General features: G+C 50.4%; 20 protein-coding genes and 2 tRNA genes. 9 read left to right on the top strand and 13 right to left on the bottom strand.

Going from position 1 to position 25,144, the window contains the following annotated elements; genetic code table 11:
- Nucleotides 1-203 precede the first annotated feature (203 nt).
- Nucleotides 204-2,633 (top strand): DNA gyrase subunit A, encoded by a 2,430-nt coding sequence (gene gyrA / locus BUA83_RS08610; RefSeq protein WP_072935836.1) that lies wholly within the window; start codon nt 204-206, stop codon nt 2,631-2,633.
- Between the two features lie 729 nt (nt 2,634-3,362).
- Here gyrA and BUA83_RS08605 read toward each other — a convergent pair.
- Nucleotides 3,363-3,968 (bottom strand): hypothetical protein, encoded by a 606-nt coding sequence (locus tag BUA83_RS08605; RefSeq protein WP_072935835.1) that lies wholly within the window; start codon nt 3,966-3,968, stop codon nt 3,363-3,365.
- A 140-nt stretch (nt 3,969-4,108) separates the two neighbouring features.
- On the opposite strand from BUA83_RS08605, the gene BUA83_RS08600 reads away from it, so the two are divergent.
- Nucleotides 4,109-5,020 (top strand): Ppx/GppA phosphatase family protein, encoded by a 912-nt coding sequence (locus BUA83_RS08600; protein WP_072935834.1) that lies wholly within the window; start codon nt 4,109-4,111, stop codon nt 5,018-5,020.
- An 18-nt stretch (nt 5,021-5,038) separates the two neighbouring features.
- Complete coding sequence (locus BUA83_RS08595) at nt 5,039-7,468, top strand: tetratricopeptide repeat protein (protein WP_072935833.1); 2,430 nt, start codon at nt 5,039-5,041, stop codon at nt 7,466-7,468.
- 82 nt (nt 7,469-7,550) lie between these two features.
- Here BUA83_RS08595 and BUA83_RS08590 read toward each other — a convergent pair whose 3' ends face one another.
- Complete coding sequence (locus BUA83_RS08590) at nt 7,551-8,036, bottom strand: Rrf2 family transcriptional regulator (RefSeq protein WP_072935832.1); 486 nt, start codon at nt 8,034-8,036, stop codon at nt 7,551-7,553.
- A gap of 197 nt (nt 8,037-8,233) precedes the next feature.
- Between BUA83_RS08590 and BUA83_RS12660 the strand changes: the two genes are divergently transcribed.
- From BUA83_RS12660 to BUA83_RS08580, 3 genes are all read left to right on the top strand, one after another.
- Complete coding sequence (locus BUA83_RS12660; protein ID WP_159430498.1) at nt 8,234-8,377, top strand: hypothetical protein; 144 nt, start codon at nt 8,234-8,236, stop codon at nt 8,375-8,377.
- The gene (locus BUA83_RS08585; RefSeq protein ID WP_072935831.1) at nt 8,374-8,766 is read left to right on the top strand and encodes a type II toxin-antitoxin system death-on-curing family toxin; all 393 of its coding nucleotides are present in this window, start codon (nt 8,374-8,376) and stop codon (nt 8,764-8,766) included. Before BUA83_RS12660 ends, BUA83_RS08585 begins: the two co-directional genes overlap by 4 nt.
- An 88-nt stretch (nt 8,767-8,854) precedes the next feature.
- Nucleotides 8,855-8,928 (top strand) — tRNA-Gly (locus tag BUA83_RS08580).
- Between the two features lie 197 nt (nt 8,929-9,125).
- Here BUA83_RS08580 and BUA83_RS08575 read toward each other — a convergent pair.
- From BUA83_RS08575 to BUA83_RS08565, 3 genes are all read right to left on the bottom strand, one after another.
- Nucleotides 9,126-9,863, bottom strand: coding sequence for a sulfite exporter TauE/SafE family protein (locus tag BUA83_RS08575; protein ID WP_072935830.1), 738 nt, complete (start codon nt 9,861-9,863; stop codon nt 9,126-9,128).
- A gap of 78 nt (nt 9,864-9,941) precedes the next feature.
- Entirely contained in the window at nt 9,942-10,748 is an 807-nt protein-coding gene (gene thiD / locus BUA83_RS08570) for a bifunctional hydroxymethylpyrimidine kinase/phosphomethylpyrimidine kinase (RefSeq protein WP_094756561.1), read from the bottom strand.
- A gap of 147 nt (nt 10,749-10,895) precedes the next feature.
- Nucleotides 10,896-12,098: a ribonuclease H family protein gene (locus tag BUA83_RS08565; protein WP_072935829.1), complete on the bottom strand. Its 1,203-nt coding sequence runs from the start codon at nt 12,096-12,098 to the stop codon at nt 10,896-10,898.
- Nucleotides 12,099-12,476: 378 nt separating this feature from the next.
- Here BUA83_RS08565 and BUA83_RS08560 point away from each other — a divergent pair, with 378 nt between their 5' ends.
- Complete coding sequence (locus BUA83_RS08560) at nt 12,477-13,115, top strand: HAD family hydrolase (RefSeq protein WP_072935828.1); 639 nt, start codon at nt 12,477-12,479, stop codon at nt 13,113-13,115.
- Between the two features lie 171 nt (nt 13,116-13,286).
- Here the strand turns inward: BUA83_RS08560 and BUA83_RS08555 are convergent, their stop codons facing one another.
- The 8 genes from BUA83_RS08555 to BUA83_RS08515 all read right to left on the bottom strand — a co-directional run bounded on the left by BUA83_RS08555 (nt 13,287) and on the right by BUA83_RS08515 (nt 19,829).
- Nucleotides 13,287-14,564, bottom strand: a complete 1,278-nt coding sequence (locus tag BUA83_RS08555) for a TRAP transporter large permease (protein WP_072935827.1) — start codon at nt 14,562-14,564, stop codon at nt 13,287-13,289.
- On the bottom strand, nt 14,558-15,085 hold the full coding sequence (locus tag BUA83_RS08550) for a TRAP transporter small permease subunit (protein ID WP_072935826.1): 528 nt from the start codon (nt 15,083-15,085) through the stop codon (nt 14,558-14,560). The genes BUA83_RS08555 and BUA83_RS08550 overlap by 7 nt, the downstream gene beginning before the upstream one ends.
- A gap of 18 nt (nt 15,086-15,103) precedes the next feature.
- Complete coding sequence (locus BUA83_RS08545; RefSeq protein WP_094756559.1) at nt 15,104-16,141, bottom strand: TRAP transporter substrate-binding protein; 1,038 nt, start codon at nt 16,139-16,141, stop codon at nt 15,104-15,106.
- 675 nt (nt 16,142-16,816) lie between these two features.
- Nucleotides 16,817-16,892, bottom strand: a tRNA-Gln gene (locus BUA83_RS08535).
- A 78-nt stretch (nt 16,893-16,970) separates the two neighbouring features.
- Nucleotides 16,971-17,573 carry a SprT-like domain-containing protein gene (locus BUA83_RS08530; RefSeq protein ID WP_072935824.1) on the bottom strand — a complete coding sequence of 201 codons (603 nt, stop codon included), beginning with the start codon at nt 17,571-17,573 and terminating at the stop codon, nt 16,971-16,973.
- Entirely contained in the window at nt 17,566-18,066 is a 501-nt protein-coding gene (locus BUA83_RS08525) for a DUF4446 family protein (protein ID WP_072935823.1), read from the bottom strand. The genes BUA83_RS08530 and BUA83_RS08525 overlap by 8 nt, the downstream gene beginning before the upstream one ends.
- 22 nt (nt 18,067-18,088) lie before the next feature.
- On the bottom strand, nt 18,089-19,069 hold the full coding sequence (locus BUA83_RS08520; protein WP_072935822.1) for a ParB/RepB/Spo0J family partition protein: 981 nt from the start codon (nt 19,067-19,069) through the stop codon (nt 18,089-18,091).
- A complete protein-coding gene (locus BUA83_RS08515) occupies nt 19,062-19,829 on the bottom strand; it encodes a ParA family protein (RefSeq protein WP_327288517.1) in 768 nt (255 codons plus the stop codon). Before BUA83_RS08515 ends, BUA83_RS08520 begins: the two co-directional genes overlap by 8 nt.
- Nucleotides 19,830-21,461: 1,632 nt before the next feature.
- Here BUA83_RS08515 and BUA83_RS08505 point away from each other — a divergent pair.
- Together BUA83_RS08505 and BUA83_RS08500 are read left to right on the top strand one after the other, a co-directional pair.
- Nucleotides 21,462-22,148, top strand: a complete 687-nt coding sequence (locus tag BUA83_RS08505; protein WP_072935819.1) for a hypothetical protein — start codon at nt 21,462-21,464, stop codon at nt 22,146-22,148.
- Between the two features lie 324 nt (nt 22,149-22,472).
- Complete coding sequence (locus tag BUA83_RS08500; RefSeq protein WP_072935818.1) at nt 22,473-24,884, top strand: homocysteine S-methyltransferase family protein; 2,412 nt, start codon at nt 22,473-22,475, stop codon at nt 24,882-24,884.
- The last annotated feature ends 260 nt before the right edge of the window (nt 24,885-25,144 follow it).

The following is a 25,144-nucleotide window of genomic DNA, read 5'->3' as shown; positions in this document are numbered from 1 at the left end:
TATACGTACAGAATCGGATATATTCCAAATATGACATGATGATTTCTGGACATGTTATCCCCAAATGATTGTGCAGAGATCAAATCAAAAGGAACGTATCCTACATAAATGTACAACACGCAGCCTATGGAAAAATCCGAAAAAATACGTTATAATTAAGAGTCTGATTATGTCTACAAATCACACATACAGGGGTGAGTTTTTTGGATTTTGGCAAGGATAAAGTTTTGCCGGTAAACCTCTCGGACGTGATGTCAAACTCGTACATCGATTACGCCATGAGCGTTATCGTCGCGCGTGCGCTGCCTGACGTCCGCGACGGTCTGAAACCGGTACACCGCCGCATTCTGTACGCTATGCAGGAAGCGGGCATGGGCTCCAACAAGCCCTACAAGAAATCGGCCCGTATCGTCGGTGAGGTTCTCGGTAAATATCATCCGCACGGTGACAGCTCGGTCTACGATGCTATCGTGCGTATGGCCCAGGATTTCTCCATCCGCTACCCTATGGCTGACGGTCACGGAAACTTCGGCTCCGTGGACGGCGACCCGGCGGCTGCTATGCGATACACAGAGGTCCGCATGTCGAAAATCGCTGAGCTTATGCTTCAGGATATCGACAAGGATACAGTCGAGTTCGTTCCGAACTATGATGAATCCTTAAAGGAACCTTCCGTTCTCCCGTCGAAATTCCCGCAGCTTCTCGTAAACGGCTCGTCTGGTATCGCCGTCGGTATGGCGACGAATATTCCTCCGCACAACATGCGCGAGGTAATCGACGGTGTTCTCATGCTCATCGACAATCCTGAAACGACTGTTGACGAGCTTATGACTGTCATCAAGGGACCGGATTTCCCGACGGCAGGACAGATTCTCGGTCTTGACGGCATAAAGAGCGCTTACCGCACTGGCCGCGGCGTTATCACAATGCGTGCCGAGGCTCATATCGAGACTATGTCCAACGGCAAGCAGCGAATCATTGTTACGGAGCTTCCGTATCAGGTCAACAAGGCGCGTCTCGTGGAAAAGATCGCCGAGCTCGTCCGCGACAAGCAGATTGAGGGCATCACGGCTCTCCGTGATGAATCCGACCGCAACGGTATGAGCATTGTAATGGAGCTTCGCCGCGACGCAAACGCGAATGTTCTTCTGAACCAGCTTTACAAGCACACCCAGCTGCAGGACAGCTTCGGTGTCATCATGCTGGCTCTCGTTGACGGACGTCCCCGCGTACTGAACCTCAAAGAGGTGCTTCATTACTACGTTGAGCATCAGAAGGATGTCATCACACGCAGGACGAAATACGAACTCAACAAAGCACAGGCCCGCGCTCACATATTGCAGGGCTTGACAATAGCTCTGGACCATCTGGATGCTGTCATCTCCACCATCCGCGAAAGCCGCACGGCAGATATCGCCCGTCAGGCGCTCATGGACGGCTTCGGTCTTACGGAGAAGCAGGCTCAGGCTATTCTCGACCTCCGTCTCCAGCGTCTCACAGGTCTCGAGCGCGAGAAGATTGAGGAAGAATATCAGGAAATCTTGAAAACCATCGCATACTTGCAGGGTGTCCTCGCTGACGAAGGAAAAATCTTCGGCATCATCAAGGAAGAGCTCACGAAGGTCAAAGAGCAGTACGGCGACGACCGCCGCACACGCATCACACTTTCCGGCGCTGACATGGATATCGAGGACCTCATCGCAGAGGAAGATGTTGTCATCACAGTAACCCACGGCGGTTACGTGAAGCGCATGCCCCTCACCACATACCGCAACCAGAAACGCGGCGGCCGCGGCGTAACGGGCATGGGAACGAAGGAGACGGATTTCGTCGAGCACCTTCTCATCACTACGACACATCACACCATCATGTTCTTCACGAACCGCGGACTTGTTTACCGTCTCAAGGGCTACGATATCCCTGAGGCGACACGTCAGGCGAAGGGCACGGCTATCGTAAATCTCCTTCCCCTTGCAAGCGGAGAGACTATCACGGCAGTCATTCCTATCCGCGAATACAGAGAGGACCGCTTCCTCTTCATGGCGACGAAAAAAGGTATCGTCAAGAAAACGGGCCTCAAGGAGTACGATACAGCGCGCAAGGGCGGTCTTATCGCACTCACGCTGGATGAAGACGATGAGCTTATCGGAGTACGCTTCACCGACGGTGAACGCCGCATAATCCTCGGAACCCGCGACGGACTTGCCATCATGTTCGAGGAGGACGATGTACGCTCCATGGGCCGTCAGGCTCGCGGTGTACACGGCATCCGCCTGAACGACATGGACGAAGTCGTAGGCATGGATACTGTCAAAGAGGACAGCGAAGTCCTGACAGTCACAGAGGAAGGCTACGGCAAACGCACGGCAGCCACCGAGTACCGCGTACAGCAGAGAGGCGGTAAGGGTGTCATCAACATGAAGGTCACTGAAAAGACCGGCGCTGTTGTAGGCCTCAAGGTCGTAACACCGAACCAGGAGCTCATGCTCATCACCCAGGAGGGAATAGTAATCCGCACCAACGTGGATGAAATCTCCGTAATCAGCAGAAACACTCAGGGTGTGACACTGATGAAGACAGAGAACGGCGACAGAGTCGCGTCGTTGGCTGTAATGGATCAGAAATCGGAATAAGAAATATTAAAGGGTTATCTCACAAAGCACAAGGCTTTGGAGATAACCCTTTTTTGCTGCCTGCATACAAGCATTTAGCTATAACATATCCTGAAATCATCATGTCATATTCCCGAATATATTCGATTGGCTTAGATGCTACTCAAAAATTTTATTCGATTGGCTAAATTTATTTCCTTGTGCTCTATATTTACCTCAGCTTTAATACTTCTTTCAGACGGGGCTTTGCCCCTTCGCACTTCCCCACCGCAGGAACTACGTTCCCGCTGGACACCTTTCTTTTTAACGCTTCGCTTTTTTCTTTTCCCGCGGCCAACTCTACTCTCTCCCTCCGTCACGCTTTCAGCGTGCCACCTCCCTCATGGAGGGAGGCCGTTAAAAGCCCCCTTCCGAGAGGGGGGTGGCAGCCGAAGGCTGTCGGGGGGAGCAAGCACGACAGAGCTAGCCACGTCTGAAACTTGTACGAAAGCTGAAACGAGTTTAACTTATTTGCGGAAATATAACGCCTACCACTAATCGGCTTTAGTAATACAGTATAGACGCGGGAGACGGAGTGTACAGCCTGCCACGAGTGTAACGCCGCGGGTTCCTCGAGCCGTCAGGCGGTTAGAGGGGGTCACGGGGGTCTCCCCCCGTGTGGGGAAGTCAGAAGGGGCAAAGCCCCGTCTGAAACAAGTATGAAGCAGTAAACTAACATAAATCATAAAACGTAAAATTATCAATTTTTCCCTACTTCTCCCCCCAAATCACCATCCCGCCCTTTCTGCTGTAGCCCGTGCTCCACAGCATATCAAAGGCCAGCCAGCGCCAGGTTCCGTAGGTCACTACCTTCACCAAATCCACTCCGTTTTCGTAGCGGTAGCCCGTTATGAGGTACCAATGCCACACATAATCCGCCATTGCAGGCGCGCTGTGTCTCAGCGTAAGCGTCGGTATAGGAAATCCATCATCTATCTGTGTCTTTACCAGACTCCTCGCTGACCTGTACGGCTCCGTCCCGTCAAAGGGGGCCAGATAAAGCTTGTCTTCTCCCTTGTCAAAAAGGAAATCCTTGACACCGTTGATATATATCTTGAGAGTATCTATTCCCGTGAAGCGGGGCTTCAGATATGGCTTCATTTCCATACCGAAATCAATATAATCCTCACGGGTGATATTATTCATGTCCTTCGGATAGAGCCTGGTCCCCCTGTAAAGGTCGAAATATATGCTTGAATCGCAGGCGGTGACAGCCGCGCAGCCGCCTATATTCATCCACTTGTCGGTAAACCATCCCTGTGCTCCGCCATAACCGTTTTCTCCCACGGTAAAATACGGCAGTTCATTCTTGTCCATAAAGCACCTCCAAACACATCCTGTTACAATATATTTCTTTTCAGAAATTTTCGCAACATACAGCGTTAAAATATGGTAGGATAATAGTACATGAAAAATGCTTCCCCAGCCAACGGACGCAAAGTAAAAGGAGAAATTTTATGATACAGGCAGTCATCGACATCGGTTCCAATACCGTCCGCATGGCTCTATATGAGGTCGGCAGCGGATGCCCCGAGCAGCTTCTGAAAAGAAAACAGATAGTCGGGCTGGCTTCCTACGTAAAGGACGGTGTCATGCAGGAGGAAGGCATAGAAAAAGCCGTTTCCGTCCTAACGGAGTTCAAGGACTTCCTGAAGCGCCTTTCCATAAAAAACGTCGCGGCCTTCACCACAGCCGCCCTCAGAAACGCCAAAAACAGCCGCGAGGCAGTGTCCCGTATCGAGGAGGAAACGGGCATATCCATACGCGTGCTTTCAGGCGACGAGGAAGCTCTCTTTGATTTCGTGGGCGCAACCCATGATGTCCCGGAGGACAGCGGTCTTCTCATAGACATCGGCGGCGGCAGCACTGAGCTGGTACTCTACGAAAAGAAGGAAATAAAGCGGCAGGCCAGCCTCCCCCTCGGCTCCCTGGCTTTAAGAACAGGACGGGTAAAGGCAACTCTCCCCACACCCGATGAAATTACCGCCATGCGGAAAACCGCCGAAAAGGAGCTTGACCTCTCCACATGGTCAGGAATAGAAGCCCCCTTCATCTGCGGCATCGGAGGAACCTTCAAGGGAGCACGCGCCGTTTACAACTCATGCTTCGGGCTGCCCACAGACAACCGCACGATGGACACGGAAAAGCTATCCCAGCTTTTGTCGCGCTTCGCCCTGGGAGACAATATCCCCGAGGGCGAGCTTCTTGTACTGCTCCGCGCGGACCCCGACCGCATACACACCCTTCTCCCCGGCCTCGTCATAGCCGACACCCTCTTCCGCCATTTCGGCGTAAAGCAGGCAGTCTACAGTGACTCAGGCGTACGGGAAGGCTTCTTATACAGCGAAATACTTTCAAAAATGCAATAAACAGGAGGACACATAAATATGGGAATCGGAGACTGGATAAAAAACGCCATTCAGCCGATGCCGGAGAACCCGGATGAGCTTTTTTTGCTCGGCTTAAAATATCGCAACGGTGAAGACGGAGAACAGGACCTTGAAAAGGCAAATAAATACTTTGAGGCAGCCGCAAAGCACGGCCACACCGCCGCGGCAGACTACCTCGCGGAAAGCCTGCGCTACGGCATAGGCACAAAGCGCGACATAAAACGCGCAATAGCTATATACGAGGAAGCGGAAAAAGCAGGCAGCGCCGAAGCAGCCTGCTCACTCGGACAGATATACGAAGGCGGCGACGAAGAAGTACCTTCCGACATGGAAAAGGCTGTCAAATACTTTGAAAAAGCCGCCGAAAAGGACTACGCTCCTGCCCTGTACTCTCTTTCCCATCTCTACCTGCACGGCGACGGAGTTGAAAAAAACGAGGAAAAAGCCTTTTCCTTCATGAAGCGCGCGGCAGCAAACGGCGAGTCCATCCCGCTCACGGCACTGGCACGTATGTACCGCGAGGGCATCGGCACAGAGGTCGACATAAATGCCGCCATTGACTGCTATGAAAAAGCTGCTGCGGAGCATTTCGACATGGCAGAATGTATTCTCGGCGCACTGTACTTCGAAGGCACTGACGTTCCGAAGGACTACGAAAAAGCAAAAAATTACTTCCTGCAGGCACTTGAGCATGGAAACGACGAAGCCTACTCATGGCTCGGAAGCCTCTACACTCAGGACGATTACGCGGAAAGAGACATCAGCCGCGCCGTCTCCTACTTTGAAAAAGGCGTGGAGAAGGAGAACGAATCCTGCATGCTCCACCTGGGACAGCTCTACCGGAGAGGCTGCGAGCCGGAAATAAAGCCGGATATCGAAAAAGCAAAAAAATATCTTAACCTCGCCGCAGAAAAAGAAAACGGCGACGCCCTCTTTGCGCTTGGAAGCATTGCCCGCGGAGAAGGTCTCTACGACAGCGCGGCAGAGCTTTTCATCGCCGCAACCCAGACCGATAACGACCCGGACATTGAAGCGTGGATGGAGCTGGGCTCGCTTTTCCTTTTCAAAAAACAGGAGCCGATGAAGGCACTGGAATTTTACAAAAAAGCTCTGGAGGACGGCATAAGCGAAGGCGCGGTCATGATTGGCCGCATATACTCGGAGCCATACGCGGGAGGCCCCGAGACCGACTTCACAAAAGCCCTGGAATGGTTTAACAAAGCCGCGGAAATGGGCTCTTCCTCCGCACACTTTTTCCTCGGACGGCTTCACGAGGACGGACGCGCCCTTCCGTCATATTTCAAAAGGGCAATAGAGGAGTACAAAATCTGCGCCGCTGATGCCGACTGCATCTATGCCGAGGATGCCGCCTGCGCCATCGGAGACCTCCTGCAGTCGGACAAGACCGACAGCACAGGCTTTCACCTTGAAGCAAATCCTGAAGAAGCAAAAAAATGGTATGAAAAAGCCGCGGCAAACAGCTACGGCCCTGCCCTCTACGCCCTCAGCATCATGTACCGTGACGGCTGGGAAGGCACTGCTCCCGCTCCCGAAAAGACAGTATCCTGCCTTGAGAAGGCCGCGGAAACGGACTTTGTTCCTGCCATCTACGCTCTCGGCTGCCTCTACGAATCAGGCTTTGAGAACATACTCCCCCGTAACGGGGAAAAATCTCTCGCCTGCTACAGAAAAGCCGCCGAAAAAGGAAACCCGTCGGCACAATACGAGGTAGGACTTGCCTACTCCCGAGGAAAAGTCGTAACCGAAGACGACGCGGAAGCAGCAGTATGGTTCAAAAAAGCCGCCCAGGGCGGTCACCCCGGAGCCATGTGCGAGCTTGGCGAACTGGCATACTTCGGAGAGGAGAAGGACTTCGCCGAAGCCTTCCACTGGTTCTCCATGGCAGACGCTTCAGGCAGCAGCCTGGGAACAACCCTCCTCGGACTCATGTACGACATAGGCCAGCATGTACAGCAGGACTGTGCAAAGGCAAAGGAGCTTTACGAAAAAGCACTCTCCGCAGGAAACCTGGAAGCGCGCTTCTACCTCGCAAACATATACCGCTTCGGACGAGGCGTCCCGCAGGACTACGAAAAAGCACGTTCCCTCTACGAGGATGTCATTTCCGTCGGATATGAAGGCTACAACGCACCTTACCTTTATTACCAGATGGCAGAGCTCTGCCGCCGGGGCAAGGGAGGCCCAAAGGATACAAACCGCGCGGTCGCACTCTACGAACGTGCCGCAGGCTACGGCTATCCCGATGCCATGCAGGCGCTTGCCGACCTCTACAGAAGCGGCGACGGCATACCCGAGGATGAAGAAAAGGCACAGGAATGGGAAAGAAAAGCCAACGAAAGACTCTACGGGAATATGAAGGAAATCGCCGCAATGCAGCAGCGCATGAAAGCACTTGCGGAGAAATAACTAAAAGAACACAAAAAAGGAGCCGCATCGCGGCTCCTTTTGCATTCTATGAAGTTATGAGTATACAGCCGTTCATGGCCCTTTACCCTTCAAATCGTCCAAAGCAGGGCTTTTCATCTGCTTCCTCAGGCAGTCTTTTATGATAGTCCTCTATAACCTTCGCAAGAGTTATGGAGCGCATCTCTTTTTCAGCCGCCTTTTGTATGGAATCAAAGGATTCCTGCAGCGCAAGCTGAATATGGACTCCGACAACGCACATTTCGTTTACGTTTTCATCCAGGTGAAGAAGGGGTTTGTTCCCTTCCACGGCACGATATATATCGTAGAGGGATATTTCCTCCGCGGGCCGTCCGAGACGGGGATTAGCCGCGCCGCGCTCGCTCACCAGAAGTCCTGCTTTCTTCAGCTGCATCATGAGCTGACGCACAAAGGAAGCATTGGTATGTATGCTCCGTGCAATCTCTCCGCTGGTAAGCTTGGAGGGCATACACGCCCGCAGGCGGTCCCTCAGCAGCTCGATGAATGCCAGAATATGTACTGCGTCACTTAGTTTTGATGAATATTTCACTTTCTTCCCACACTTTCAAATCGTCCGTTGCGGCACCAATCACCTTCATGCCGCTCACATGTTATTTATATTTTACCATGTTTTTAGAAGCGTGAGAAGACCTCTCAATGGGTTCATTTTGCATATAGTAAAACTCCAACTACGGCGCTATAATTAGATGTGGGTATTACACATAATAAAATGAGGTGAACTGAAATATGAAGAATACAGAAAAAAATAACACAACCCGCGTTGTCTTGACCTCTCAAAACAGCATTGCAATAAAAGAACTTATGTCAAAGCTTTCCAAGCAGCTTATGAAAAAAAATGAAAATCTATACAGAAGGCTTGCAAGCAAATGAACGTAGAGTATTCAGTCCAACTTCTTCTTACTGATATCCTGCAATTTCATTCCGATTTAGAGGGAAGCGAAATACCTGTAGGAGAAGGTGTTAGAGATATTGCATTGCTGGAAGCTGCTGTCAACGCACCGTTTCAAACTTTTGGAGGGGAAGATTTATTTCCCGAGCTGCATGAAAAAGCTGCCCGGCTTTGCTATGGTATAGCAAATAATCATGCTTTTATTGACGGTAATAAGCGTACTGCGGTTCACGCCATGGAAATGTTCCTGCTGTTGAATGAAAAAACCTTGGAATGCACCGATGACGAATTGGAAAACATTATATTGGGTGTAGCAGAAGGAAGTATATCCTATGAGAAAATGGCTTGTTGGATTAAGGAACATATTTAAAACCACGGCATTTGCACTATCGCCAGCCTGCAAAAACTGAAAAATCTTGCGGGCGTCCGCAATTTATGGTAACATACACATTGTGAGCGCGGGCGTAGTTCATCGGTAGAATGAAAGCTTCCCAAGCTTTAGAGAGGGGTCCGACTCCCCCCGCCCGCTCCAGAAAATAAAGGGGCTGTGAAAAATGCGAAAGCATTTTATTCACAGCCCCTTAAATAATGACTAGCAATAATCAGAAGTTCCAGGTCGCGCCCATTTGAATACTGCCGCCCCGGCCATTAAGGCCAAAGTCAAGAGTCAGCGGTCCTTCACCGGGCTTCCCTCGTATAAGAAATTAAATAGTAAAGTAAAACATCCAATCACTTTATCAGCGTGGTGTAAACCGAATAGCTGCAGACTATGTACAGTACAACGAATAAAATTTTCCGAAACAGCTTCGACGGTATATGAGGAAAAACAACATATCCAAGACCAATGCCGGAGAGCAGCGCAGGCAGAAGCATCACCGCCTCCTGAAATGCCGGCATGACGTTCACCCCTGTAACAGCGTAGGAGATAAGAACGCAGACGTTGCACACGGCAAAAAAGGTAATGCTTGTCGCCCGGAGCACTGCCGGAGTCATATCCGTGCTGGCGAAATATATGAGCAGCGGCGGCCCTCCGATACCGGCACTTACAGAGGTAACACCTGCTATAGCGCCAGTTATGAGAGTATTCCTCCTGCACTGACGAACCTTCCAGTTCGCAACCAGCATAGTCGTAATCGAAAAGAGAACGATGACATTTACCCAGAGTCTTATAGCCTCCGACGGAAAGCTTCGGTAAAATAAATGCCCCAGGGGCTGTCCCGCGAGAGAGCCCACAAAAAGCCACAGTATCATGTGAAACGCAGTTTCTTTTCTCAGCACGACCGCCTGTGAAAGATTTCCAAAGGAAGCAATAAGGATTACGAGTATAACCGCAAATTTCGGATCATAAAACATCATCAGAAGCGGTGCCATAATCATGACAAGACCAAAGCCTGTAATGGACTGCAAAAAAGATGCAACAAAAACCACCATGAGCGGACCGGCATGAGCTGCCAAATACTGTTCCATCGTACTACACCTTCTTGGTTTCAATAACTATTTAAAAATATCAAGAACATTCTGCTTTGCTTCCACTGAAATTCCTGTTTACACATCAATATATGTTCCCGTCAGGTCAAATCCATGTGCCAGGGGTCCGTTTCCATGCCCGAGCTCAAGTCCTGCGGCGATTGCCCCCGTAACGTATGCCTTGGCTTTTTCCACCGCCCCGGAAAGCTCCGCTCCCTTGGCAAGATTCGAGGCGATGGCGCTGGAAAGGGTGCAGCCTGTGCCGTGGGTGTTTTTTGTGTCTATATGCTCGCCGCGGAACACCCTTACTCCTCCGTCCCATACGAGATAATCGTCAGCATTTCCAATGGCGTGTCCGCCCTTTGCAAGAACCGCACAGCCGTATTTTTCACTGATAGCCTTCGCGGCCTCAACTGCCTTATCGGCTGTTTTTATCTCATATCCCGCAAGCACCTCAAGCTCAGGCAGGTTCGGAGTGATGATTTCAGCCAGAGGAAAAAGCTCCTCCGTTAGAGCCTCCACTGCATCCTCCGCGATGAGTCTCGCTCCGCTGGTGGCAACCATCACAGGGTCCACCACCACATGCTCTGCCCTGTATTCTCTCAGGCACGCCGCGATTGTCCTGATTAGCGGCACAGATGCTACCATCCCCACCTTCACGGCTGCCGGAGGAATATCTGTAAACACCGCGTCAATTTCAGCCTTCAAAAACTCAGGAGAGGCCTCAAGAATATCCGTAACTCCCCGGGTGTTTTGCGCCGTAAGGGCTGTCACTGCACTCATGCCGAATACTCCGTTGGCCAGCATTGTTTTCAGGTCTGCCTGTATTCCTGCTCCGCCGCTGGAATCGCTCCCTGCAATAGTCAAAACAGGTTTCAGCTTCATGGAAACCACCTCTGTACTCGTAAAATTTATCTATATTTCATAACATTGATGTATTTTCGTTTCTGCATTTCTCAACAAAAAAGAACCCCACCCGATGAGAAGAATCGCCGTATCATACTTTCCTTCTCACCGTGATGGGATTCTTTTTCATTTGCGCTTTGCCATCCAACGCTTCATTTTCCAGCGGAGGAATCCCGAAACGCTTTCATTGTAGACAGCCTGGAACAGGTCCCTGTCGGATACCGAAAGTCTGTCCTCTGCCAAAAGGCGGAAGCGGTCTGCATCCGAGGCGAGCTTCTTGTTCTCACGTTCAAGCTCTTTGATACGGTTTTTCGCGGCTTCAAGCTGCGCCGCAAAGTCCGGAACCCATTGTTTTTCTGCTACGGTTCTCTTGGCAGCCTCTGTTGCCAGCCAGTCACAGCGTTCATTCATGGGGTTGCCGCTGTGCCCCTTCACCCAGAACCAGGTGATGTCGTATTCCTCTGTCAGTTCCCTGAGGTCTGTCCACAGGTCGTAGTTCAGCGGTTTTTTCGCTTCTGTGTCGTTCCATTCCGTCCAGATTTTTTTCGTCACGCCCTGATACAGATACTGGCTGTCCGTGTAGACCTGTACGCGGTCTCCCTTGTCAGCATATGTATCAAGAGTCCGAAGCGCCGCCGCTGCCGCCAGAAGCTCCATACGGTCACTGCGTGTCATATCAACGCCGCCGGAGATTTCCTTGCGGTTTCCGTTTGGAAGGCATATTACAGCGGCATATCCGCCTGCGCCGTCCTCATGTACAAGGCAGCCTCCGTCGGTGTAGACCATTATGGGCTGCGCTACACGCTCCCCTGCCCGGGCTCCGCCCTCACGGAGCTGCGATGCCGCCCCCGGATGGTTTTCAAACTGTCCGCGTATGCTGTGGGGCGCTCTCACAAATCTGCGCCTGCGAAACTCCCTGTGCCGCGAACCGTCCCGACGGTCTCCGTAGGACTCACGGTTTCGTGCGCCTCCCCGTCCGAAGGACGCGCCCCTAGACGATACCTTACCTCCGTTGTCGTCCCGTGACGACATGTACCGCTTCGCTTCCTCAAGATTCGAAAATCTCTGGCTCTCCGCGCCGTTGTATCCGCGTACCTGTTCCTCGCATTCCGCTGCCGTAAAATAGATTCCGGGTACTCGTCCACGGCGTACCGCATAGATGCCTTTTTTTACCGGATCCTCGCCGTCCATGTAGCGCTTTGCTGCCGCCTCGTCCTGAAACCGGCGGCCTTCTGCTCCCGGGAATCCGTCAATCGCCTTCTGATACGCTTCTACATCATAGTAGATTCCCGGCTTATGTCCTTTTCTTACTGCGTAAATCCATGCCATAGTTTCTTCTTTTTCACCTCCTTTTGCGTTGTAGTCCAGAGCCGCCTGCCGACCTCTGCGTACAGACGGCTCTACCCTTAATTATAATGCCTTCGCTGCTTTTTTACCATACAGAAAAGATTTTTGCAAAACCCTCCTGGTACATCGGACGAAAAATAACTGGATTAGAGACGCAGCATGAATTTTCATCTGCGAGGCAGAGGAGCGCAGTCGTAGCAGTAGAGCTACGTCAAGCGACGATAACAAAGCAGGAGGAAATTCAGGCAAGTATATAGTCCAGTTATTTTACGGATGATGTGCTAACATGGTACTATACATATATCTCTTCAATTATCACGAAATGGAACTACGTTTTCTCCATCTGAAAGGAGTCTCTTGATGTACTCATATTACCTTTTCGATTTTGACTATACTCTGGTGGATTCCTCCGAGGGCATTGTGGGCTGCTTTACGCGGACTCTCGAGCAGCTCGGCCGTCCCCACGTTCCTGCGGACAATATAACGCGCACCATCGGACTTCCCATGCCGATTGCCGTGGGACAGATTCTCGGTACAGACGATGACGCGGTGATTTCAGATTTCATCAACCGTTACAAGGTCTTTGCCGATGAATATATGACTCCCGGCACCCACTTTTTCCCCTCCACCATGAAAACGCTCTCCGCGCTCCACGCGGCAGGAAAGCATATCGCCATCATATCCTCGAAGACAAGCAGCAGGATTCAGGAAAAGTTTGACCGTGACGGCGGAGCAGAGCTTATAGATTTCATCATAGGAAATCTTGAAATAAAAAACCTCAAGCCTGACCCGGAGGGAATACTTCTGGCACTCTCCCGTTTCGGTGCAGAAAAATCCGAGGCAATATACGTGGGGGACAATATCGTGGACGCCCAGGCCGCGCAGAATGCCGGCATAGATTTCGCAGGAGTCACCACAGGAACAACAAAAAAAGAGCAGCTGGAAAGCTACCCCCATATAAGCATTATGGATGATTTGTCTATGTTGCTTAAACTTTGATTCGACATTATTTTGATCTTACTCCCCCCGACAGCCTTTGGCTGTCACCCCCTCCGAGAGTGGGGCTCAAATACCTCCCTGTATGAGATAAAAACAGCCATCTAGTTTCGAAAACTAGATGGCTGTTTTTCATAACAAGATATTCAAAGACAATTTATCCTCTGCGCAGCATCATTTCAGTACCCCGGGCAGCCATGTTGCAAGCTCCGGAACGAGGCACAGGAGAAGTATCTCCAAAGCCATGATTGCCGCGAATGGCATGGAGCCCGCGATAATCTGCTGCAGCTTGCTGTCGGGGCTGATGCCCTTGATAACGAACAGATTCATACCTATAGGCGGCGATATGAGTGCCAGCTCCATATTGATGAGCATGACCACGTTAAACCATATCAAATCGAACCCCAGCTGACGCATTACAGGGAACAGCATAGGCAGTGTTATCAATATTATTGAAATCGTTTCTAATATGCAACCCAATATTAACAACACGATATTTACCCCTACGAAGATAATCCAGCGGTTCAAATCGCTTTCTGTCACAAGGGCCATGATAGCCTGTGGCACCTGCAGAACCGTAAGGATAAATCCGAAGAGCATTGCGCCTATCATGATGGCGAAAATCATCGAGGTAGTGCGCACGGTATCCTCAAGAATTTCCGGCATATCCTTCACCGTAACCGAGCGGTACACGAAAAAGGTGATGACAAGGGAATACAGTGTGCCTACAGCGGCGGCCTCCGTCGGAGTAAAGGCGCCGGTATAGATACCGCCGACAACGAGAATCGGAAGCAGCAGTCCCCAGATATTTTCCCTCAGTATTTCCCATCGGACGTTCCACGGCGACGGTGCCTGACGTTCCATGCTCCAGGAGCGGCATACAACGTAGGCGATGAAAAAGAGGGTGAGGAGCGTTCCGGGTACGATACCCGAAAGGAACAGCTTACCCACGGATTCATCCGTAATGGAGCCGTAGAGAATCATTGGTATACTTGGTGGAATAAGGATTCCAAGTGTTCCGCCTGCGGCGACGGTGCCCAGAACAACCTCACGCCTGTAGCCCCGTTTCAGCATTTCGGGGATAGCCATAGCGCCGATGGTGACGGCTGTAGCCACACTGGAACCCGAAATAGCCGCAAAAATCGCACAGGCGAAGATAGTAGCAACGCCAAGGCCCCCGGGCAGATGTCCCAGCCAGCGGCTCCCCAGCTCGAAAAGCTGATTTCCAACCCGTCCCTTCAGGAGAATCTGACTCATGAGGATATAAAGTGGAACAGCCGTCAGGACGAAATCATCAAGAGTTTTGTAGGCGATAACAGGAATCTGCGCAAAGGAAGCAGGGCCTCCCAAAAAGAACAGCATTCCCAAAACGCCCGAAATCATAAGGGTAAAGGCAACCGGCATGCCCGACACGAGCAATACCAGCAGCAGCGCCGTAAAGCCTATCAGCATTTGCCCTCGCCTCCATCTCTTATGCCCATGACGATGCACACATCATCAAGCAGCTGACGAATCAGCTCAAGCTCCAAAAGGAATGAGCCTATGACAAGGGCGCTCTGCGGAATAAAAAGCGGAAAACGCAGGATAGACGGCGACAGCTTGTTTACCTCATAGGAAACAATCATAAGATCCGTGCTTTCCGTCATAAATACGTAGAACAACAGGATTGAAAGCACCGTCGTTACGAGCTCAAGGGCGCAGCGTGCCTTCACAGGAAGGTGGCTTGTAAGAAAATCAACGGAAATATGCGCTTTATGCCTTAGAGTTACCGCCATTCCCAAAAAGCCTGCCCCGATGATAAGATACGTTGATATTTCAAGCACCCACTCAGTAGGAGAATTGAAGATACCCCTCATAACGATTTCGTATACGACAATGAAAGCCGTCGCAAGAATGAAAAGGCCCGCAATAACAGCCGCGGCACGGCTTATCATAAGCACTGCCCTGTCATACCATTCCATCAGCTTCAACATCCCGTGTTCACCCTTCCCTTAGTTGGCCTTCAGGCACTCCTGAACGACCTTTTTACCGATTTCACCGTTTGCCTTGATGAAATCATCACGCACCTGCTTTGTAGCCTCCTGCCACATAGGAATCTCGGACTGAGGAATCTCATAGACCTCCATGCCCTGCTTCTTCAGAGCCTCCATGGACTCAAGGTCGGCAGCCTTTGTTTCCTTGCGGATTTCATCACGCGTTTCGTTGGCAGCGTCCGTCAGGATTTTCTTCTGGTCTGCGGAGAGGCTGTCCCATTTAGCCTTATTTACTGCTACAACAAACTCGCAGAATGCGTGGTTCGTCATGGTAAGATATTTCGCAACCTCATAGATTTTGCGGCTGTACATAGCCGTTGTACCGGAGGTCTGACCGTCAATCGTGCCGCGCTGAATAGCCATATAGACCTCACCGGAGCCCATTGTTACAGGAGAAGCGCCCAGTGCCTTGATGGTTTCTGCAGGAATCTGACCGTAGCCGCGGAGCTGCAGTCCCTTGAAATCCTCAGGCTTCTGCAGCGGACGTGCGTTGTTTGCGAACTGCACATAGCCGTAATCTGCCCACATCAGAGGATATACGCCCTTCTTTTCCATTTCCTCGCCGAGAGTCTTTCCAAGACCGCCGTCGATAGCCTTCGCAACGGAGTCGTAGTTCGGGAGCAGGAACGGAACATCGAGGACGTTCAGGACAGGAACCACCGTCGTCCACATAGCCGTGGAGTTGAGGCCCATATCAAGGCCGCCCGACATGATGGCATCGTTCATGCTCTTATCTGTATAGAGCTGGCCCGCAGGATACGTTGTAACCGTAATCTGGCCGTTTGACTTCTCATTTACGCGCTTTGCAAAACGCTCAATGCTCTTTGAAAGATGATGGTCTACAGGCAGATGATACGCAAGCTTAAGCTCCACCTTACCGCCTGCGCCGCCGCTCTGTGACGCCGATTTGCTTGCACCGCAGCCTGCTGCCAGTGCCATCGCCGCAACCAGCATTCCAATCAATGCCATTCGAAATACCTTAGATAACCTTACCATTTTGACAGCCTCCTCATTTTGTTGATACCTAAACGGACTTAATGTCCGCACTCCTGCTTCTTTGACCGCGCTTCTATCCAAAAAATCACATTGATTGAGTCAATCGTGTTCATGCCAATGGATTTTTCGTCAAGCTGGGAAAATGCTCGACGCCGCAGCAACACTACGTCGAGCGGCAGCTGACAACGCATGACGGAAAAAGCTCCGGCATGAAAAAAGCCCCGACCGATGTTTCCACCAGCCGGGGCGCGGATTCCGCACGGTACCACCCTGCATTTTACTCTCAGCCTGTAACGTATGCCACACGCGGCTGACTAATGATTTCATCAGCCGGATTCCCGGACGAGAACTCGCCATATCCACATCGCCTTGCACCTGCCGACGACTCTCTGTAGAGGACATTTGTCGATTGCTTCCGTTCATTACCTTTACTAAAATGTAATTATGTAAAATTCAGATTGGATACAGTATAGCATTGTTCCGTAGGATAATCAAGCATTTATTTTACAATTTTTAAAATATATCTTTTCATATAGTCTTTTATAAATATACACTTGTATTTTATGACAGGATAATGGATTTTGAGGGCATGACTTTGTGACCGCACAATATCAGGACAGCTAAAAAGCTCTGATGGCAATAAAAAAAGCACCGCATTGCGGTGCTGAATTTTCATGGCTGGGGTAGCTGGACTCGAACCAACGCATGGTGGATTCAGAATCCACTGCCTTACCAACTTGGCGATACCCCAATATTTCGCTGTTAACAGAATACATTATAGGCTCGAATTAATATTATGTCAAGGCCTTTTTAAAAATTTCTCAATATTTCATCTGAGCTGCTCTACCTCGAACCTGCTCTCCCTGCATTTCACGCAGCGGAAGCGTTCCGGGTGCTTTACCAGCGCTCCTGCCCTGAGATAATAGGACGTGTTCCCGCAGCTTTTGCAGACAACCTTGTACTTATACAGGCTCTCAGACTGTCTGATGGCGTCTTCGGGGGAATGAACCGCTATATTTATATGGAAGGCTTCGTTGAGCTTTTCCATGAAAAAATGAAATTTCTGCCCGTGTCCTTCCCTGTACGGAAGGCACGCGTGGAGCATTTCGTGGCACACGACATTTCTGAGGCGCTCTACATTTCCGTCGAAAAAGAGATGCCGGCTGAAGGTCATGGAGCAGACGTCATTTTTCCCCCGCTCCATGCGGCAGGTGCCGTATACCCTGACGCCCGATGAGATATGGATTCGCTCGGGACGGCGCATTGATATTCTCTTTTCCGCGTATCCGCTCAAAAGCTCCTCCATTGGCCTTTGATAAAACTCTATTACAGATAGAACAAGACGGCGACGTCTATAGTCGCCGTCTGCCGTTTTCAGCATCTGTTCCCAAAGGCTTTTCTGTTCCTCTGATATCACACCCGTATCAGCCATTAAGTGCCTTCCTCATAGCTTCTTCCTCTTCCTTCGTCAGGGTGTAGCTGGATTTTCCATGTTCGATTGGTTTCACATAGCTTCTGGAATCCTCACGTCCGAAAATACTGGAGAGAATGACGCCATCATCATTGGAATCCAAAAGCGCCACCGCGTAACTCAAATCGCTTCCCATGTCCTCAAAGGCACGGAACCTGATGACACCGACCTTTGTAATAGCCAGATTCAAAAGCGCGTCCATGTCCTTTGCCTTCTCATTGAGCTTTTCATTGGCTGCCGAAACCCTGCGCACCTCTTCTATGTGGTCGAGCATCATTTTTTCAAAGCTGGTACCTGTCTCCTCGCCTGTCATCATCTTGTCATAGCGCTTTTTCAGGCCTGAAATGCTTATGCTCTGATAAATAACTACAATCAGCAGAAGAACCGATACTCCGCTGAGCCCTAAAATAATATAACTGCTGTTATCCGAAATCAATTTTAAAAGTTCGTTCATCCGACTAGACTGCCTCCCAAAATCAGGTTATAAATTTTCTCGAAGCCTGACGAAGAAGCTCCGTTTTTCTTGCAACATCATTTCCGTGGAACTCATGTATCGTTTCTACTATACGGCTGAGATCCTCAGGCGAATAAAATTCTATTTCGATTTTGCTGCGCTTTTTCCCCGGCATGATCTTTACCTTTGTGCCGAAGAACACACGAAGCTGTTCCTCCGCGTCAGCCATGAAAACATCCGCCGTGCTCTGGGGCTTCTGCTTCTGTGTCTTCCCCTTTTCATCAAGAAGAGACGGATCCTTCTTCAGCTTTGCGACGAGAGACTCCGCCTCACGAGCCGAAAGCTCATGGTCGATGATATAATTTGCCGCCTTCTGCTGCAGCTCATTATCCTCCAGCGAAAGCAGCGGCTTTGCCTGTCCCATGGAGATGACCTCCTGGACAAGACTCTCCTGAACTCTTTCAGGAAGCTTCAGAAGACGAAGGAAGTTTGCGATATGGGAACGGCTGCGGCCTATCTTGCCGGACAGCTGCTCCTGCGTCATTGAAAATTCCTTCATTAAATGAGCGTATGCCTGCGCTTCTTCGATAGCGTTAAGGTCCTCACGCTGCAGATTCTCAATGAGGGCAACCTCTGTAAGCTCCTGACGGGTGAATTTACGCTCTATGGCAGGAATAGTTTTCAGCCCTGCCAGCTTCGCAGCACGGTAACGGCGCTCACCGGCAATAAGCTCATAGCCCTTATCTGACTTCTTTACAAGTATCGGCTGCAGGACACCGTACTGACGGATTGAATCCTTAAGCTCGTCCAAGGAATCCTCATCAAAGGTTTTTCTCGGCTGCTTTTCGTTGGGGCGTATATCCTTCAGGGCAAGCTCCCTTACGACCTCCCCTTCCTTCAGCTCAACAGGCGCAGGAGCAGCCGGCTGCTTTATTTCCTTTTTTGCATCTTTTTTGAGACCCAGCGCGCCCAGGCCCTTCCCGAGTCCGCTTTTCTTAGCCACGTCTGAGTACCTCCTCCGCAAGTTCCATATATACCTTCGCGCCCTTCGCCGAAGAATCGTACGCGATAACGGGCATACCGTATGAAGGCGCCTCGCTTAGACGGACTGTTCTCGGAATAATCGTATCAAACACCTTATCCTCGAAGAACTTCTTTACCTCTTCAACCACCTGCGCGGAAAGATTCGTGCGCGGGTCAAACATGGTAAGAAGCACCCCGGCAATCTGAAGGTCAGGATTTATTTCCTCATGCACCAGGTCAATGGTGTCGACAATCTGGGAGAGTCCCTCCAAAGCATAGAACTCGCACTGAATCGGCACGAGGATTCCATCGGCGGCAGCAAGAGAATTAAGACTTAAAAGCCCCAATGAAGGGGGACAGTCGATGATAATATAATCATAATCTCCCCTTGCAGTATCCAGGGCATCCTTAAGGCGGGTTTCTCGTTCCTCAGATGTGGCCAACTCCACCTCTGCTCCTGCAAGATCAATGCTTGCAGGCAGAACATCAATCTGATATTCCGTATGCTGCACAACATCCTTCAGTGTCAATTCTCTCATGATGACCTGATATACGCTTTTCTCCAATGATGTTTTGTCCAGCCCGCAGCCTGTGGTCGCATTTCCCTGCGGGTCAAAGTCAACAAGCAGTACACGCTTGCCGAGCTTTCCAAGGCACGCGGAAAGATTGACCGCCGTTGTGGTCTTTCCGACGCCGCCTTTTTGATTGGCAATCGCGATTATCTTTGCCAAAAAGTTCACCGCCTTATCTCCCCTGTACGAGTTATCATACAGATTACATATTTCTTATTATAACGCCATAGTTCAGATTTTGCCAACGGCAAAATATACCTTTTGAGCGTTTCATCAAACTTTGTTTGATATAACGCCTTTATTGTAGTTTTTCCATAATGAAACTACAATAATCGCGTTGAAATGCAGTTTAGGTGAGTTTGTCTGCGACAAACTCTGATTCAAGGCATTATAACGCATTCATTCCAGTTTTGCCGCAGGCAAAACTTCCTCTGTCAGCGTTTCAACAAGGCAGAAGATATGCTCGCCGCCTGTTATTTACCACAGGCAGCACCTATATAAGTGGAGAACATCTTTGCCGAGTTATAAGCCATAGTTCAGATTTTGCCAACGGCAAAATATACCTTTTAAGCGTTTCATCAAACTTTGTTTGATTTTTCTCTATGTAAATTTTAGACTTCTTTATAGCTATACACTCCATGCGAAGGGGCGTCGCCCCTTCGCTCTTCCCCACCGCAGGAACTACGTTCCCGCTGGACCCCTCCTTTTTAACGCTTCGCTTTTTTCCTTTTCCCGCGGCGTGATTTTATTTTAAAGCGAATTGCACGTCAACCCGCGAATTTACTGTCGTAGTAGAGCCAGTTAGTGATTAGCTTTACATATACCTAAATTCCTTTTCCGAGTTCTAGGCCTATCACTAATTGGTTCAAGTAATACAGTAAAGACGCGGGAGACGGAGTGTGCAGCCTGCCACGGGTGTAACGCCGCGGGTTCCTCGAGCGACGTGAGGAGCGGTTAAAGGGGGGCATGGGGGTCTCCCCCCATGTGGGGAAGTCAGAAGGGGCAAAGCCCCGTCTGAGAGAAATTTATAGCTGGGACGAGTATAAAGTATGTGAAACTAAATTTTGACAATCGGATAAAAATTTTTAATCCCGCTTTTGAATAGCATTTAAACTAATCGGATATATCTCTAAATATGACGTGATGATTTTAGGATATATTATAGCTAAATGTTTATATGCGACGGGGCGTCGCCCCTTCGCTCTTCCCTACCGCAGGAACTACGTTCCCGCTGGACACCCTCCTACAACGCTTCGCTTTTTTCCTTTTCCCGCGGCGTGATTTTATTCTCTCCCTCCGGCGCTACGCGCCAAGCCAACATGCCACTGGCATGTTGACACCTCAAAGAGGGAGGCTCTTATGCACGTCGCCTGCGAATCTACTGTCGTGCCCAGGCCAATTAGCGACTAGCTGTTGAGCAGTGATGAATAATATCAGATATGCTTCTATGTAAAAAGCTACCACTAATCAGCTTCAGTAATACAGTAAAGACGCGGGAGACGGAGTGTGCAGCCTGCCACGAGTGTAACGCCGCGGGTTCCTCGAGCGACGAAGGAGCGGTTAAGCAAGGGTCAAGGGAGCAAGGCTCCATTGTGAGGAAGCCAGAAGGGGCAAAGCCCCGTCTGAAAAAAGTTTTCAGTTTAAGACAATGTAATTATTTACGAAAATATCTTCAGCACAAAAACATTTAAAATAAATAAACCCTCAAAAATATGGTACAATATCCTCATCACAAAGTCTTTCAAAATGTTTCACGTGAAACATTTATTCCCCACCTCATTTCAAAAAGGAGGCTTTGGCGTGCCGATATACAACGCAAGGCTTGAACAAATCAATATAAACGAAATGCGCCGATACGCAGGCCTCCAAAAAGTCTCCTTCAGCGAGGAACGGCTTGAGGCTGCCCGCAGTGAGGCGCTCCTTTACATAGAGCCCAAGACCTCATGGGAGCTTTATGATTACGACTGCAAAAGCCAAATCATAAAATCAAATCCCACCGTTCACATCAAAGGTGAAAAAGCCGGGGCGCATCTTCGTGGTGCGACAAAAATAATCTGCATCGCGGCAACAATCGGCTCTGCCCTTACAGATACAGCCAACAGTTATTTTCAAAAGGGCGAATATACCCACGGTCTTCTGCTGGATGCCGCAGCGACTACCGCCGTGGAACAGACCGCAGATGCACTTGAGCGTATGCTTACCCCAAAAGCCGCAGCAAAGGGCTATAAAATGCACTGGCGTTATTCTCCGGGATATGGTGACTGGCCATTGGAGGAACAGGCAAAGCTTCTTCCCCTCTGCCACGGTCAGGATATAGGGATAAGCATAACAGAGCTAAACATGCTTTCACCGGTAAAATCAATTACCGCCGTCATAGGTTTATATCCTGACGGAGAAAGAATCCCTCAGGACATGCAAGGCTGCGCATCCTGTGGCAAAAAGGAATGTGTATTTCGTCGAAAGATTCTCATCGCAGACAACAGCTAATGTTTCACGTGAAACATTAGCTTATTTTTTTGACTCCTTTATCTACAAAATACACCGCAAAAATCGAAATAAATTTTCGTCAGGCTCCGATATACATATATACACTTTTTGTTATATAACTCGGCAAAAGATGTCCCCCACTTCTGCCCTAAAGGACTAGCTGCGCGTCGTAAGTGGGGGCTAGGACAAATAACAGGCGGTGAGCATATCTCCCGCCTCGTTGAAATGCCGCAGAGGAAAGTTTGCCTATGGCAAACTTTGATTGAAGGCATTATAATAATACATACTGTACAATTTTGTTTCACAGAAATGAGGGAAATATCCATGATACATATATTTGACGGCGCAACAGGTACAATGCTGCAGGCAGCAGGTCTCAAGCCCGGCGAGTGCCCTGAGCTTGTAAACCTCGAACGCCCTGAAATGATCAAGGCAGTTCACCGCGCGTACGTTGAAGCAGGCTCTACAATCGTAGAGACAAACACCTTCGGCGCAACGCGTATAAAGCTGGAGCACTACGGCTGCTCAGACAAGGTCCGTGAAATCAATATTGCCGCGGTAAAGGCTGCAAAGGAAGCCGTGGAAGGCAAAGCCAAAATCGCCGGTTCTATGGGTCCGACGGGACGTTTTATCGAGCCCCTTGGCGACCTTGATTTCGAGGAAGCATACAAAAACTACTACGAGCAGGCTTCCGCCCTTGCCGAAGGCGGCGCGGATTATATTCTTATAGAAACCTCCATTGATATACAGGAGACACGTGCGGCTCTCATCGCCGCAAAGGATGCCACGAACCTTCCTGTCATCTGCCAGCTTTCCTACAGTGAGGACGGCAGAACAGTCACGGGCACAGACCCGCAGACGGCGGCAATAACACTTGACGCCCTTGGCGCGGACATTATCGGCGTAAACTGCTCCCTCGGCCCTGAGCAGCTTCTCCCTGTTGTAAAAACTCTCGCTGAGAATACAAATAAACCCATCAGCGTTCAGCCTAACGCGGGCCTTCCGAAATTCGTCAACGGAAAAACCATCTTCCCCATGAATCCTGAGGACTTCGCAAGATGGACCCCGAAGCTCATTGAAGCAGGCGCCACATATCTCGGCGGCTGCTGCGGTACAACACCTGAGCATATCCGTGCAGTTGCCGAAGCTGCCGCAAAATGCACCGAGGCAGTAAGAAAACCTGTCAAAAAAATGCTCCGACTCACCAGCCGCAGCAAAACAGTTGAAATCGACGCCTCCCTCCCGACTGTACTTATCGGAGAACGCATCAACCCCACGGGACGCAAAAAGCTCGCCGCGGAAATCAAGGAAGGCTCACTTCTCACAGTCAAAAAGGACGCTCTTGAACAGACACGGGCAGGAGCAAAGGTTCTTGACGTAAACATGGGTGTAGCGGGAATCGACCAGGCGGCTGCAATGAAGCGCGCCATCAAGGAAATCGCCCAGATGACAACAACCCCGCTGGCAATCGACACAAGCGACGCGGAAGCATTGGAAGCAGGTCTGCGCCTGTACCCGGGTCGTGCGCTCATCAACTCCGTCAGCGCGGAGCCTGAGCGTATAGCAAAATTCCTGCCACTTGCGAAAAAATACGGCGCGGCAATCCTCTGCCTGCCTATCACGGCAGAGGGCGTTCCCGAAACAGCAGACAAGCGTATCGAAGCTGTGCGCGGAATCATCAAAGCTGCAAAGGAACAGGGACTTGATGACGGCGACTTTCTTCTCGACGCCCTTGTAATGACTGCGGCGGCAGATGCCAAAGCAGGCTCAGAGACACTCCGTACCCTCGACCTTTACCGTAAGGAATTCGGCTACCCGTCAACAATGGGCCTCAGCAACATATCCTACGGTCTGCCGTCAAGACCTCTTATCAACAGTACATTTTTCGCAATGTGCCTATCCCACGGACTTGACGCGCCTATCATGAACCCCTACAACGATGACATGCAGCTTGCCCTTCTCGCAAGCTCCGCCCTGCTTGGGAAAGACCCCAACGGACGCCTCTACAGCAAGACCATGCAGGCAAAGGGCGAAATCAAGACGCAGTTCATGTCAAACGGTACGGAAAAAGCCGCGAAGAAGGAAACAGCTCCGAAGGATTCACCTGAGGGAATCCTTGCTGAAATAAAAGAAGCAGTTACCGAAGGTTCAAAGGAAGCAATGCCTGAGCTCATAAAGAAGGCCCTGGACGCGGGTATCCCTGCGAATGACATCACCGAGCACGGACTTACGGATGCCATGAACGACATGGGCGACGACTTTGGCGCAGGACGTATCTTCCTGCCTGAGGTTCTTCTCTCCGCAGAGGCCATGCGTACAGCCTTCAACGAGCTGCAGCGCCTTGCTCCAAGCAAAACCACCGAAAAGCTCGGCACCTTCATCATCGCAACGGTGAAGGGCGACGTTCACGACCTTGGTAAAAACATCGTCGGCGCCCTCGTAGGAAACAGCGGCTTTGAGCTTATCGACCTTGGCAAGGACGTTCCAAGTGATGAAATTGTAAAAGCAGCCCTTGAGAAAAAAGCAGATATCGTCGGACTCAGCGCCCTCATGACAACCACCATGATTGAGATTGACGACGTTGTGAAGAAGCTCCGTGAAGCAGGCTCCACCGCAAAGGTCATGGTAGGCGGTGCTGCCGTTACTCCTGAATACGCTCAGGAAGCAGGCGCCGATTTCTACGCCGCAGACGGAGTTGCCGCAGTACGTCTGGCGAAGGAGCTTATGAAAAAATAAAATACATATTAATTCCCTCCGTCACGCTTTCAGCGTGCCAAGACAACATACCACCGACATGTTGACACCTCATAGAGTACTCCCTCCGTCACGCTACGCGTGCCACCTCCCTCCATGAGGGAGGCAGCAAAATCCCTATCCAAGGTGGAGGCAGTTAAAAGCCCACCTCCATGAGAGAGGCAGCAAAATCCCCATCCAAGGTGGAGGCAGTTAAAAGCCCCCTCCATGAGGGAGGTGGCAAAATCCCCATCCAAGGTGGA

The organism is Schwartzia succinivorans DSM 10502 (assembly GCF_900129225.1).
Lineage (GTDB): Bacteria > Bacillota > Negativicutes > Selenomonadales > Selenomonadaceae > Schwartzia > Schwartzia succinivorans.
Note: the sequence above shows the minus strand (reverse complement) of the source record. Positions and strands in the feature narration are given on the sequence as shown.